The following is a 14,550-nucleotide window of genomic DNA, read 5'->3' on the forward strand; positions in this document are numbered from 1 at the left end:
GTTGGAGTTCCCGTACCCGGATCGGTAGGAGTTCCTGTACCTGGATCGGTAGGAGTTCCTGTACCTGGATCGGTAGGAGTCCCCGTGCCCGGATCGGTAGGAGTTCCCGTGCCTGGATCAGTAGGATCGCCTGTACCCGGTTCCCCGCTATTGTTAATGACAACCTCACCTTGTGTTTGGGCATACGAGGTTGTCGTGAAACCGAAAAAGTTTTGGATGATGAGCAAAAGTGCCACCACAACGACCCAAGATTTCCTTTGCATATGCTCCTCCTGTACTAAATTAAAACTTGCTCGTTCCGTCTTGCAGTAGGAAGGGTTAGGGCTGAGATGAAGTCGTTTGTTTCCATTCAGCTTGAACGATCAGTCTGTCCTTCGGATCTTTTGCTCCAACAGGGGTGCATGTGACCAAGGTGATCAATGGCTTCTTTTGATCCTCTAGAACTTCTACTTGTGTACGATCTACGACAAAGGCTTTCACGACAACGAATTGGTAGGTTGCCGTTTTCGTCTTGATCTCAATCTCATCGTTAGGTGCTAGTTCGTCCAAGCGATTGAATTGCTTGCCATGAGTAATCCCGCGATGGCCTGCCAGTCCAACATTGTTCACACCGAATTCCTTGTCTGGCTCGATCAGGCCAACACCTTTACTCAAGGCATGCTTGTCCGCGCCTTCAAAAATCATCATTTCCAGATCAATTGTGGGAATCCGAATCACGCCTCTGGCACCTTTCAACATAGCGAACGGCTCTTGTATCTGAGGATCTGGTGGGTCCTCTGATGCAGCCGTTTCTATCTGCTCGCTGACGTTGCTCAGTTGTTCGAACGCTTCGATGAGCTGTTCTTGCTTTTGTGCAGATACCGCCGTTTCCCATTGAGGATAGAAAAGGAGGAATAAGCCTGCCAGGATAAACCCAGCACTTAACAGCACTCGCACATTCTTCAACTCCCTTTTCGCACCGTTAACTCAATTCAACTTTCCCCCCCTTGTCTTAATTTTTAGTTACACTAAACTTTTTTCAGCAAGAGGATTCTTCGTTGTACAAATCATGTAGTCGAGAACAACAGATACACCCACTGTTCCAATTGTGAAAAAATGCCTAGAGCTATCATAATCTTTCGACCTAAACAATTTCTGAACATGAAAAAAGCCAGAGGAGAAAGACTCTCCTGGCTGGCTTTTTCGGTCTCATTCTATGGTTAATAGGCGACGCTTTTTGCAACAAATCCAACTAAGACTTTCCCATTTGCATCGATGGTGGAGCCGTAATACCAATCGCCACGTTCACCGACTACTTGAACAAGTGCCTCTCTGACAGCGTAGCCCCTGCCTGGACTTTCTGTCGAAGGGGTCGAGAAGAAATAGCCTTTCTCTCCTTGAATTTTGACAGTCTTCGGAGTGATCGGTGTATACGAGGTGACCACTGTTTTGGAAACGTATCCTTGATCCATGGAGATAAATTCCGGATGTGTACCTGATGCTTTGATTTCAAAACCATACCATAGGGTTGCAGTAACGACAGAGTCAAGGGATGGAGCAGAATAAACGTTAGCATTGTCTACGGCTACAATTGTTTTCGAAGGTAGTATTTTAGGTTGTGTACGGGGGGCCGATGGTTTTGGAGGAGCCGATTTTTTCACTTGGCTGTTAGAAGAACCACCGCCACCGTTGTGATAGTGATATTCTCCATACTGTAATCCCCATTTTTCACAGTTTGTTCTACAGGTGTGTCCACCATTTGCATCTGTTCTGCCTGGATGCGCTTCAATCATTTGAACAGGTAAAAAAGCAAAGCACAGAATGAGTGCGAGTACAGAAATAATCTTTTTCATAGATAACCTCCTAAGGATTGGCTTTCGCCCGCAATAGATTCAACCCCATCCCGATAAAAACAATCCCCGTCAGCTTGTTGAGTATGATAGAGAACTTCTGATTATTGCGCAATTTTTGCGTAGCGAAGGAAGCAAACAAGGCGAGGAGACTGCACCAGATGCCACCCGTAACGGTAAAAGTAAGGCCGAGAATAAGGAAAGGGAGTGGTCCTGCTTCCGTCGCGCTAACAAATTGCGGGAGGAAGGCGATGAAAAACAGGGCGACCTTTGGATTCGTGACACTTGTCAGGATCGCTTGCAGATAGACCTTTTCACCCTTCAGCTTCTTGGAATCGGCCGTATCAAAAGCTGGTGATTCCTTCGTCATGAGCATGCGAACGCCCAAATAGACGAGATAGGCGACCCCCAATATTTTGACGATGTTAAAAAGCACGATGGATTGCGCCAAAAGGAGCGACAAGCCGAAAGCAGCCAAGAGTGTGTGAATGAGTGAGCCTGTCAAAATGCCGAGAACCGAAAGAATTCCTGCCTGTTTTCCTTGCGAAATGCTGCGGGTGATGATGTACATCGTGTCTGAGCCGGGTATCAGGTTCAACATGATTGCAGTCATCAGAAATGCTTCATAATGAACGATTCCAAACATCGCTTCCCACTCCTTGTCTATCTATAAAATAAAAATAGATTATAGAATAATCTGACACTTAAAGCAATGCGAAAAATGAGGAAAAGCTCCTGACGCAGATCAAAGAAAGTGTATCATGATCGCGCGGGGAGCTCATTATTCAAGTAAACGGATTACGGCGTCGATTCAGTAGCGCGTATCCAGCCTTCTTTTCCATTAAATACAATCTGGTACCAGCCATTCAGATCGGCGATGACTTGGAGGGAACCATCTGCTACTACCTGACCGATCTTCTCATATTCATCACCCGGCCCCGCAAAAACATCGATTTTTTGAGTGGCAGGGGGAGTTTGATCCGTCCCTTCTGTTGAGCCGTCAGCGGGGGAGGTCGCTTCTCCTGACTCGTTACCCTCGGTCGTTTCTTCGGGATTCTCTTCTAAGTCAGCCAGCTTTTCTATGTAATCCAAGCCATTGTCCTCGAGCTTGAACAGAGCGATTTCCTTTTCCCCTTTGCCTACCGCATTTTTCATGATCACGTGCTCGGAGTCTTCTACGCTGAGTTCATCCGCCTCCACCGAAAAGCGCTTATCGAGTGACTCTTTTATCAAATTCGGAGACAGTGCCGCGTAGGCGTTAGCACGCTCCTTGCCGGATGCACTCACGATAATCACAGGCTTTTCTTTACTTCCGAGCGTATCGTCGATCTTCGCCTTTGCTGATTTCATGTCCACATCGAGCGACTGATCCAGATAGAGGAACGAGTCATTTGGCATTTTCGCTGCGAAATAAAGACGTTGATCTGCCTTGGAGAGTCCAAATGCGTAAAGCTTTGCTCCCCAGCGATCTGTGCCGGAGAGCATGTCGGTGAACGTTCTGTCTGGATATCTCAATTGCAATAAGCGTGCTGGATCGTATTCCAACCAGAGCTTTTCCAGATCGGACAGGAGTGTAGCTGTATCCTGGAGCGGATTTAACTGTTCGTACAATTCACGCGCTTTGGTGAACTCGAACGACTTGATATATTGTTCTGCCTGTTTGAGCTTGCCCTCCAGATAGCGGGTGATCGAATCGAGTACAGGCGAATCAGTAGAGAGCACATCCTCGATTTTGCGATAGGCGGCTGCCATGTCCACGAAGGCACTCAAATCCTTCGAACGGATAACTTCCTTGATTTCAGCTAGTGCATACTTTTCCAACTGACCCACTAACCAATCTGTCTCGATACCCAGTTTTTCGTAATGACGTATGCTTGTAGCCGTTTTGGTGATGACTTCTTCAAAAGGAGCCGAAGCGATCAGCGCCCGCAGCTTGGTCTTTTCATAGTCCTGGAACAAGGCCGTGAGCTCAGCCTGCTTCTTCTTTTTGCCGCCGTAGTATTCATCCGGAATGACCAGGAGTGTTTCGATGAAAGATTCGTCTTGATAGTTTTCCTTTTCGAGATTCGATTGTGCCTGAGCCTTCGCTGTTTGCAAGGCATTCAAGTAATAATCGGAAAAGCTCTTATCCATACCCAAGTGAGCGGACAATTGCTGGAAAAACATCCCCGGTACGTCCTTTTGATTTTGGTATTTCTGTTTGACTGCTTGGTATTGTTCATAGACTACACCGATTTCTGCGACCTTCTTTTCCGAGATGGCAGAACGTGAATGCAGGTGAAGCCCTTCTAGTTCAGCACGGATAGAAGTCAGTAGGAACATGATGGAATTCCATTCGTCATCCCCGTAGGACAGGACAGCCATATCATGCGCGCGAGAAAAGGTTTCCTCGGCTTGCAGCAGGTTCTTTTGTTCATAAAACGCCTTTGCCTGTTTATATAACGTAATCTGCTTGTACCCAAATCCGAGCTTGAACAGAACGGCGATCAAACCCAAGGCAAAGAGTCCAAGAAAAATATTACGGACCCAGAGGGACCTATGATAGGGAGAGATAGGCAGCATGAAAGGCTCCTCCTTCACAGTAAGCCTTTGAAATCCGGGTCAAACGCGTAATGCGTATCCACCCTGTTTTTGGTAGAATGATATAGTTGTTCCCAACCTTCAACCTTATGGGTTTGTACCATTTTTGCCAATCGCAGAAGGCGCTCGCGAGGCAAAAAATCGATAAATTCGATAATCAGATCCTGATATTCATCCACATAAGACTTCATGCGGAGCGCTGCACCTGCCACTTGACCGATGAGCTGATCCCCATTTTCTAGTAACAATATTTGATTTTTATAACGTCTGACATAATTGAGAACAGATTTTTTGACGAGCGAAGGCTGGACCTTGATGACTTCGCGCACATATTCCATGAAGTCCTTGTCGTACATAGACGGGATGAGCGTTTCGAGCTCCAGTTCCATGTCTTTTCGCAGGACGTAATGATTGAGGAACATGATCTTGCGTATCTTGATCGTATCGGAATCGACGAAATGCCCGATCTCTCTCGTTTTTTCATAAGCTTCCTTGAGATGTCCTTCTTTGACGTCGTTGCCCACTTCCTCCAAATGACGGAGGAGTGACTTCTTGAGCGTATCCAGTTCCTTTGTCAAAAAGTGTTGAAATTGTATGTCTCTTTCATAGGTGCCGTATTTTTTCTGCATCACGAAAAACAGAACGAACAACACACAGCCAATACCTCCTGCGAGAGCTAATTGCAAAAGGGTATCCGCAGAAAGGAGAGCAAGACAGACGAACAAGCCCAAGAGCAAAAAGCGCGTCTGCACATAACGGCGCGTCACAGCGTGGGAAACCTGGCGGATCGGTGTGTAGGCTCTCCCACAGGTCTCACAATGTGTCTCCCACAGGACATGGTACGTATGGCATCGCGTGCACGCTTGAATTCTTTCATACGTATGAGTGGTTTTACGGGTTTTGCGGAATTGGACGCCGATTCGTTTTCTCATGGTGAATCCCTCTTCTCATTCAGTAAGGCATGAAGATGCTGATCGATTTCGGCGTTGGAGAGATTGCGCCGTTTTAGTCGCAGCAGCTTGAGGAATCGGACCGCTAGCAGCAAAAAAGCCGCAAACAACAGAAAGTAAGTTAACATAAAATTTCTCCTAACGAAGTTGTCGAAATCTGTAACAAAGAATCATGTCGTATCGTATTACGAGTAAGGGGCAATCATTCTAGTACTTTTTTATCATCTGTCTTCTACTTCTTGAATCTAGTGGTAATAGTGTCATAGTCTTACTTCCTTTGCAACACTTCACAAATTCTTTGTAACGAACAAGAAAAGGAGCTCTCATGAAAATAATACGATTCCGAATGTTATGTCGATACGTAGCATGTCTTGCCCTGCTTTTGGTCAGTGTCCTCTCCGTCGCTCACCCAGGCTTTGCGCAAACGAGCGGAAACAATATGGACGCTGTCCTGGTCGTGGACGTCAGCAACTCCATGACCCAAAGCGATAAGAACAAAGTCAGCAACGAAGCGATGAAAATGTTCGTCGACATGACGTCGATCCAAGCGAACAAGATTGGTGTCGTCGCCTATACCGACAAGATCGAGCGGGAAAAGGCACTGCTTGAGATTAATTCCGAAGAAGACAAGAACGATATCAAAGCCTTCATCGACAGCCTGCAAAAAGGAGCCTACACCGATATTGCTGTAGGGGTTACGGAAGCAGTAAAAATCCTGGATGCGGGACGCAATCCAAACAATGCGCCGATCATCGTGTTGTTGGCAGACGGAAACAACTATTTGAACAAAGCATCAAGCCGTACCCAAGCACAATCTGATCAAGAGCTACAGCAAGCAGTGAAAGAGGCCAAAGACAAAGGCTATCCGATTTACACGATTGGCTTGAACGCAGACGGTCAGCTTAACCGCACGACCCTGCAACAGATTGCTGCGGATACAAATGGTAAATTTTTCGAAACAAGCACAGCGGACAAGCTCCCGCAAATCTTGAGCGAAATCTTTGCAAATCACTTGAAGCTGAAGGTTGTCCCGGTGAAAAGCTTCGTTGCAAACGGTCAGGCTCAGGAGATTCCGATCCCAATCCCGAATGGCAGCGTCATGGAAGCCAACATCTCGATCATGTCGCAAAAAGCAGTGGAAGTGAAGCTGTATGACCCAGCAGGCAAGGAAGTACAAATCCCTTCCAACCAGGTCAGACTGTCGAAATCCAATGCGTACACGATGATCAAGCTGGTCAAGCCACAGCAGGGCGATTGGAAGCTACAGGTAAAGGGTGCCCCGAAGGAAAAAATCGATATTAACCTCATCTTCAACTACGATCTGCAATTGGAGATGGAGCCAGTCACAGCCAAGAGCTTCAAGGCTGGCGATGTCGTACCGATCAAGGCTGCACTTGTTTCAAACGGACAGAAGGTAGCGAGTCCTGATCTGTACAAGCAGATGAAGGCGACACTGATCGTCAATGACAAGACGGATAATAAGACGAATGAGGTCGTCCTGAACAATACGGGCAGCGGGTTCGAAGGCAGCTTCACAATCCCGGCTGACCATGCGTATGAGATCAAAATCAAGGCAGAAGACACCAGCTTTTACCGGGAGACAAAACCACTCCTTGTAGATGCTTCCAAAACGGCAGGCTCTGGAGCGAGCAAGCCGAACACAACTACTGATCCTGCGGCAGAATCGAAACCATTTCCATGGATGACCGTAGTAGGAGGTACCGTGGTTCTCATCCTGCTGATCGGTGCAGGCTTGTACGCACTGTCGATCTATCGCAAGGCGAACAAGGGCTTCGCGGGCCAAATCGCCATCGAGATCGTGGATGAGGATACAGGGGAAAAGTCCAATCCGCAGTACAAGAAACTGAACGCGTTCAAAGGAAAAGTGAAGCTGCACCAACTCTTGCAGCTCGCCCCTGAGTTTGCGGAGACAGAGAAAGTCATCTTTTTACCAGGGAAAAACGATACGCTGATCATCGAAAACCGTTCAAGCTGCCGAATCGAAAAGGCCGGACGTGTGCTCGATGCAAGCAAAGGCAAAGAGCTGAAGAAAAACGATCGCATCAAAATTTCGTTAACGAATGTGAACAAGTCCTTATATGTAGATTACATCGTCTAGGAGTGAGTCGATTATGAAAGCAGTTGTGAGAGAACACATTCAACAATTGGACGTATCCCTCGGCGGAGGAATCGTCAGTGACAAGATTCGCGTAGATACAATCGATAACCCGATGCTCGTCATCGGTCTTGGCGGTACAGGAATTGATGCGCTATTGCGCCTGAAATACCAAGTGAACAGACGCTTCAAGCTGCCAGTAGACCAGCTTTCTAAGAAGCGCAAGGAAAAGCCGGACAATATTGAATTCATCGCGTTTGAAACGAATGAACATGACCGTAACAAAAAGTACAAGGGCATCGGACTCGATCCAGTGACGGAGTTCGTACTCCTGTCCAATCCTGAGATCGGCGGTGTGTTGCAGAATCGCAGCATTCTGGAGCCGTACATCACTGACTGGCTCTCACCAGAGCTGACGATTACGGATGGAATCAGCGGAGCATCGGGTGTTCGTCAGGCAGGTCGACTTCTTCTCTTTACGAAAATTACGCAAGTCGTACAAACCATTGAGAAAAAGGTCAAGATGCTGTGCGAGGGCACGAACAAAAAGCTGACTGTATTCCTCTTGAGCGGATTGTCCGGGGGAACGGGGAGCGGTTGCTTCCTCGACATCGCCTATATCGTACGAGGCATTTTGGAGCGCGACTTCGGCAGTGCGGGGGTAGACAAGGTGAATACGCTGGGCTACCTGTTCACGCCTGACGTCAACCTGTCGAACAAGAGTCTCAGCTCGCACACACGCGACTACATCATGAAAAACGGTTATGCGGCATTAAAAGAGCTGGACTACTGGATGAATGCGGATGAGCGAAATGAGCGTTTCCGCCAGCAATACGGCACTGTACTCACTGTCCAATCGCCAATGCCACCATTCAACCTGTGTCATTTGATTTCTGCGACCAATCTCGAAGGCAAAGCATTGGAAAACGCCTACGATTACTGCATGAACGTAACCGCGGAGAACATCACGAACTTCATGGCGAGCGAAGAAAAGCGTTCGGGTGAAGAGTTTGCGATCCACGACTATATCAGCAACATCCGTACGAACATCAACCAGATGCCAAAAGCGTACGCAGCGAACTACCAATACAACGTCATCGGTGCTTCCTCTGCTGTCTTGCCGATCGAAGAGATGACAACGTACTTGGCATATCGCTTGTTTAATAAGATGGAAAAAATGTTCACAGTAGCACCAACACAGGAAGATGCGGAGAAATTCGCCCGCAAACTCGGAATCGACATCGACTCGATTTCCCGCAAGTTCGAGGAGCGCGTTCCTGAACCGTTGCCAGGCTATGAAAACAGTGAGCGTCTGAACTACAGCAACGTGATCACTCAGCAAGTCGTGAGCATCGACCACGAGTTGGAGCAGGGTTATCTCGCCAAAGCGCGCGAAGCGTACATCAAATGCAAGAAGCAGACGCCAGGCGACATGATCTCTGTTTTCGGCGAAATGATTACGCGCGTGTTCCTGCACCCGCAGCAAGGACCATTCTATGCGTCCCGTCTGATTCATTCGGACAAAGGCTATTGCCTGATGAAAATGATCCTCTCCTACATCGAGAGCCTCAAGGCGAATCTGGAGAGCTTCCCGCGTGAGATTGAGGGTGCGCGCGAAAATGCGAATGAAAAGCTGGGCGATGCCCGCAGTGCTTTCATCTCCAAGGAGAAGAAGAAAAACAGCTACATCGAAGCAAAGATCAACGAATACCAGCTCCTGGCTGATCAAGAAAAGCTGGAGCAAATGATCGAATTCTACGAAGAGCTGCACCGTTTGTTGAATGCAGAAAACAACCGCATTTATAACGTATTTACTGAGATTTTGAACGCACTCAACCAAATTTTCGAGCAAAACGGCGACATCCTGATCAAGGGCGGCGAAGAGAGCGACCGTACGGGCAACAAGACGTACTACTGGAACATCGTCAGTGTGCCGGATATCTCCAAGGTAGTCAGCAACATCCTGGAGCAAAAAGATGCGGATGACCTGATCCGTGATTTCACCAGCGAGCTGCTGCGACACTCCGATCAGTGGGTCAAAGAGCAAGAGCTGGATATCGTTAGCTCGATCTCGGAATTCCTTTCGGAGAAGTTCGGTGAGCTGATCACCAAGTCGATGGAAGAATTCCTCGTGATCAAATACGGTCAGGACGAGACACTCGATCGCATCGTAGAGCGCAAGATTGCAAGCAAGCTGGATGAAGAGGCGATTCCGGTCTTCCATCTGAGCAACAATCTCGGCAATATGCACTTCCCTTCCTGGGGCTTTGTATCCGTGCCGCTGAAAGCACCATCGATTTTGAAGGGGATTAAAAACTATCAAGATACAGCGATTAGCGGATCACGCTTTACCGTCAAAGAAAGCGAAGTCAAAAACCGCATCTTCTGGCTGAATACGAAAAACGGTGTTCCACTGTTCGCTTACACACCGTTGAAGGTCTACGAGGAAAGCTACGAACGTACCATTCTGGATAGAGAGGGTATCGGACGCCACCTCGTTCAAACCGAAAAGAACAACTGGGCGTACCTCCCATCCCCTATTCCGGAAAAATCGTGGGGAGATACGTACCAAAATGGGCGAATTAAAGCGTACAACGCCAACGTACGCGAACTGTTTGACCGTGCGGTGCGCTATGGAGCTATCCGCGAAAAAGGCAGCGACAGCAAGACCAGCAACCGTTATGAATCCATCGTGACGAAGCCGTTCTCGCTGGCCACTTTCTTGGCTAAGCACCAAGCGCAAGGAGACGCGACCAAGCTGAGCCCTGGCGAGATTAAGCGTGCATTGGTTGAGCTCAAAGGTTTCCTGAGAGATGGTCTGGAGCAAGAATTTACGCGTGATGTGTTCGGCAGTATCAATGAAGAGATGGCAAAAGAAAACCTGATTCGCTATCCAGAGCAGATTCGCCTGATCGAACAGGAAGTGCGCAAATACGAAGAAATCGAAGCCAAAATCCAGGAGCTGGAGCAGATCGTAGGTGCCATCAAGGACGAAGAAGAGCTGGTGACCCGATTCATCGAAGCACTTTACACAAACACCATCTGCAAGCGCGGTGCACTCTACGTCTACGACAAGGATGAGGAAGAAGATGCGTGGGAGCCATTCATCAACCTGATGAAGGTCAACAAGCACGTCGAATTCGCTATCTATGAAAAGTTCCGCGCATTGGATCACAAGAACATGGCAACCATCCAGCGCAAGGCTGCAAAACGCAGTGACGCGATGACCTCCGCAGAGGATACGCAGCAACTGCTGGTAAAACTCGATGAAATTGCGGCGACCTTCCAAGAAACGAAAAACGATTTGGAGTACGACCGCGACGAATACGTAAACGGTGAAGAGCTGTTCCAGTTCTACAAAAAGGTTTGGTCAAAAGTAAACGATATGCGCAAGACGCTGCAATAAACAGTCAGGATCGTTTAATAACCGAGGAGGACGCATGAGGGATTTGATTGGAGAGTTCGCGACCCAATACGTTACGGATTTGGAAAGACAACTGGATAGCGGAAACGGACAGCGAAGCATTCAAAACCCCGTGCTCTTCCTTTTTCTCGGGGATAAGAGCGTAGAGGCACTGCAAGCTGTTCGTGCCCACAACGAGCGCAATTGGCAAAATGGTCACGGTGTTCTTTATGTCCATGCGTATCAGGACAAAACGTGGGAGCATCCGCAAGTAATCGGGTGCCGCTTGCCGCAGGCAGATGCCGACAAGAAAAAGATGCGTACTTCGATCCACGAGCGTTTTTTACTCGATGAAGCTGTCACCATGGAGCTGAACAAGGTGATGAAGCTGGCAAGCGTGCGGGTAGCGGAAATGGGCAAGTTGTTCACTGCTTTTCAGCAAGTCAATATAGCGGTCGTGGCAAGGGCGGATGACCCTGCTACGATCCTTTTGCCAGAGCTGACGTTGCTACTCAAGGGCTACCTCAACGAGCTGTTTAAAAACGTATCTGTCGACCTGTACGTCCTGCTTCAAGAAAAGAACAACGGGGAAGCATTCGGGTTCTCGACAGCGCTCTCGGTTAGCTTTTTGGAAGAGGTCAATCGCTATCAGCGGAGCGACTACAGTTATCGAGCGAATCTCTTGGTAACGGAGGATCTCGTGAAACTGCCTGTGGAGCATGTGAACGCACCGTTATTTTCACTGGCCTACCTATTGAGTGACAAGACAGAGCATGGCTTGTTTATCGAAGGCGGCATGCAGGAAATTTATGAGCTGATCAGCAAGCTGGTGCTTTTGAACAACAAAAAGGTAGAGTCGGAGTTCCATGAAAGCAATGATGGCTATAACAAGCTGCAATTTATGCGTAGCATCACAGTTGATCATGGGCAGACCAAGCTCGCGTCTGCTGGACTATCCAAAGTGAAGCGACCAACTCATGCGATTGCGCTGACAGTACTATCCGCCGTATTTGACCGCTATTGGGAGCGACTACAAGACGGCGAGGTATTGCCGAAAACAAAAGCGAGAGAAAAGCTCGGATTGACGGCGCATGATTTGCAGCGAAAATTGGCTGGCATTCTCCCTGAGGATCACATCCTGGAGGAAATGACGGGGCTCATGACTTCTGGTATCAGCTACAGCGAGCTTTGCAGTATGAATATGCGTGAAGCGGAGCTGGCTTTGTTTGACGGTAGCAGCCAAGCCTTTTTTGAGGCGAATGTCGTTTCAGGGGCGCGTAAACGTCTGGATCACATGCTGTCCCAGGAGTCCTTGGCTGATTTGATTCAGAAAGGAATTATCGAGGATGAACGGCTTGGTCTGTATGCGGCTTACTATCTCACAGCCGAACACGCCAATGGAGCAAACCTGCTGGATGAGCTGCGCACAGGAATTCGAGAGACATCTCGACAGGTTGAACAGATTAAAGCCGAGCTTGTCGATCTCTACCAAGAGCGAGTGGAGCGGCAGGATATTCGCGTAGGAGGATTTTTCACACGGGATAAGGAGCGTGTGCGGACATTCATTCGCCATTTGCTGGACGCTGTTTATGGCAAAAAGCTGGAGCTGCTGGATTGGGAGATGATGCTCTCCATCCTTGTGAGCTATGAGAAACAGGCAGAGCAGATTCACCGGCAGTTAGGTGAGCAAGTCGAGCAGCTGGAAGCCTTGCATAAGCAACTGCGGGAAATCGCCCAGACGAGCGTTCGAGAAGCGACTGACTACTTGGGCAAAAACGTCGACGAATATTACGAATCGGTGGTCCATGAAACAATCCGGTCATTGGAAGCTTCGCGCGGCAGTGATTTTTACATGGAACAACGGTATATTGGTAGCGGCGCTCTGCTCAGCGGGAATCGACTCGCCGGACTCGTGGAGAGGCTGTGTCAGTTTTGCCGGAACGAGATTCTCACCCGTGCGCCATTTGCTTTATCTTTTGAGGCGGAGCTGCTTGCGCGTGCCAACGTCGGGGCTGCTTACGATAACCGAACCGTGCTGACGAAGGAGGATTTGTTCCTCGATCTCGCATTGGTGTTGGAAGAGCGCGCAGCGGTTCACATCGAAGTGTTCCATTTCTTGCAGAAGCATCGCTATGAGGAGAAGTACTTGTTTGCTGATATTCACAACGACTTCGTCCAATATGCGCTGCACAAAGATGAGAGCACACGAACTTACAAGCTGGGCTGCATCCACGAGGAACAAAAAAGCGGGATAGAAAAAATGAACCTGATGGGTGGATTCGGCATGGAAGAGTTGATGTTCTACCGCAATAACAAGAAATACCATGCTTCCTATGAGGAAAGCGGGTTTGTCTTTCGCCGCGTGGGAGGAGATGAGTCGTCATGAGTCAGAGAAGGGTAAGCTTACTCATGCTAGTTTGTAGTCTGGTAGGTGGCGTGATCGGATTTTTGGTCGGGGAAGTCATGCTCGGCAAGCTGTCCGGAGAAATACCGCAATGGTTGTTAATGGGACTTTATTTTGGTCAATATGCCTTTTTCGTAGGACTGATGTGCCTCATTGCGGAAATGATCTCGCCAAGACTGAATGGAGTCGGTTGGAAGCAACGCTATCTGGGCTTTTCCTGGAAAATGCTCGTGCCCAGCACGTTTTTGATGGTGGGCGTAGTGGCCATGCTGCTTCAGCTGCTGTACGGGTCATCATTTCAACAGGCTAGTGGGGCCAACAATATTGTCATGGTTCTGGATACGTCAGGCAGCATGCAGTCGTCAGACCCGGATAACCAATTGTTCAAAGCAGCAGCCGACATGGTGCAGCGCATGGACAGTGACATGAACATAGCAGTGGTTACGTTTCACGATCAAACGAATGTGCTGCAACCCCTCACCGAGCTGAGCAGCCAGTCCGTGAAGGATGAGATTGTGAAGAAGCTGCTTCAATATCCGCGAACGGATGGAGGCACTCGAATCGACCTGGCTCTGCAAGCGGGGCTAGATCAGCTGCAAGCCAATCAAATGGTGAATAGTACGGTCGTGCTGATGTCAGACGGCTATAGTGATCTGGATGTCCCTGCTGCACTTGCACCCTACAAGCAAAACCAAGTGATTGTCCATACCGTAGGCATGAGCCAAATCGATGCAGACGGAACGGCGTTGCTTCAAAAGATCGCTGCTGAGACTGGCGGCAGCTACTTCAATGTTGAACACGCTGACCAAATGACAGGAATTTTTGGTCAGATTTACGATATGAGCCGAACAGACCGCAATATCGTTTCCGAGCGGACAGGAGCGACAGAAGAAAGCATGTTTTACGCCATTACCCGTGTGGTCAGTGTTCTGATCATCGGTGCTTTGCTCGGCTTGGCGCTGGGCCTGATTTTTGACAATCGCCATCTGGCCAAAAGCTTCACGATTGGCGGGGCGGTATCAGGACTGTTAGCTGGACTCGTTTTGGAAATGGGACTGTCGTCAATCGACTTGCTCGATATGGTTGTACGTTTGCTGGCGTGCTCCATGCTCGCTGTCATCCTGACATTGTTCACTCTCTTTGTGCCAGCTTCCACGAGTGGTGGATCGTCTTTTGCAAAGCGGAGACTGAACACCAGACAAAACCCTCGCGCGTTGGACGCCGGGAACCAAAGCAGCAAGCGGTTTGAGTAAAGGGAGCATGATGAA

The 14,550-nt window shown here is 48.6% G+C and carries 11 protein-coding genes; 4 read left to right on the forward strand and 7 right to left on the reverse strand.

Features of this window, described 5'->3' with window-relative positions; translation table 11 throughout:
- From C7R92_RS05430 to C7R92_RS32250, 7 genes are all read right to left on the reverse strand, one after another.
- Positions 1–263, reverse strand: a 263-nt coding sequence (locus C7R92_RS05430) for a hypothetical protein (RefSeq protein WP_208636183.1), incomplete at its 3' end; no start/stop codon positions are given.
- Between the two features lie 55 nt (positions 264–318).
- A complete protein-coding gene (locus C7R92_RS05435; protein WP_106833485.1) occupies positions 319–936 on the reverse strand; it encodes a class D sortase in 618 nt (205 codons plus the stop codon).
- Positions 937–1,199: 263 nt separating this feature from the next.
- The gene (locus tag C7R92_RS05440; protein WP_106833486.1) at positions 1,200–1,832 is read right to left on the reverse strand and encodes a YHYH domain-containing protein; all 633 of its coding nucleotides are present in this window, start codon (positions 1,830–1,832) and stop codon (positions 1,200–1,202) included.
- Between the two features lie 10 nt (positions 1,833–1,842).
- On the reverse strand, positions 1,843–2,475 hold the full coding sequence (locus C7R92_RS05445) for a LysE family translocator (RefSeq protein ID WP_106833487.1): 633 nt from the start codon (positions 2,473–2,475) through the stop codon (positions 1,843–1,845).
- A 152-nt stretch (positions 2,476–2,627) separates the two neighbouring features.
- Positions 2,628–4,391 (reverse strand): SH3 domain-containing protein, encoded by a 1,764-nt coding sequence (locus tag C7R92_RS05450; protein ID WP_106833488.1) that lies wholly within the window; start codon positions 4,389–4,391, stop codon positions 2,628–2,630.
- Positions 4,392–4,405: 14 nt separating this feature from the next.
- Positions 4,406–5,341, reverse strand: coding sequence for a hypothetical protein (locus tag C7R92_RS05455; RefSeq protein ID WP_106833489.1), 936 nt, complete (start codon positions 5,339–5,341; stop codon positions 4,406–4,408).
- On the reverse strand, positions 5,338–5,487 hold the full coding sequence (locus tag C7R92_RS32250) for a hypothetical protein (RefSeq protein ID WP_007724683.1): 150 nt from the start codon (positions 5,485–5,487) through the stop codon (positions 5,338–5,340). The genes C7R92_RS05455 and C7R92_RS32250 overlap by 4 nt, the downstream gene beginning before the upstream one ends.
- Positions 5,488–5,684: 197 nt before the next feature.
- Between C7R92_RS32250 and C7R92_RS05460 the strand changes: the two genes are divergently transcribed.
- From C7R92_RS05460 to C7R92_RS05475, 4 genes are read left to right on the forward strand one after another with little or no spacing between them, the layout of a single operon-like run.
- A complete protein-coding gene (locus tag C7R92_RS05460) occupies positions 5,685–7,478 on the forward strand; it encodes a vWA domain-containing protein (protein ID WP_106833490.1) in 1,794 nt (597 codons plus the stop codon).
- Positions 7,479–7,491: 13 nt separating this feature from the next.
- The gene (locus C7R92_RS05465; RefSeq protein ID WP_106833491.1) at positions 7,492–10,881 is read left to right on the forward strand and encodes a tubulin-like doman-containing protein; all 3,390 of its coding nucleotides are present in this window, start codon (positions 7,492–7,494) and stop codon (positions 10,879–10,881) included.
- A 34-nt stretch (positions 10,882–10,915) separates the two neighbouring features.
- On the forward strand, positions 10,916–13,264 hold the full coding sequence (locus tag C7R92_RS05470; RefSeq protein WP_106833492.1) for a hypothetical protein: 2,349 nt from the start codon (positions 10,916–10,918) through the stop codon (positions 13,262–13,264).
- Positions 13,261–14,535, forward strand: coding sequence for a vWA domain-containing protein (locus tag C7R92_RS05475; protein ID WP_106833493.1), 1,275 nt, complete (start codon positions 13,261–13,263; stop codon positions 14,533–14,535). The genes C7R92_RS05470 and C7R92_RS05475 overlap by 4 nt, the downstream gene beginning before the upstream one ends.
- Positions 14,536–14,550 lie beyond the last annotated feature (15 nt).

This window comes from Brevibacillus porteri (assembly GCF_003013475.1).
GTDB classification, from domain to species: Bacteria; Bacillota; Bacilli; order Brevibacillales; family Brevibacillaceae; genus Brevibacillus; species Brevibacillus porteri.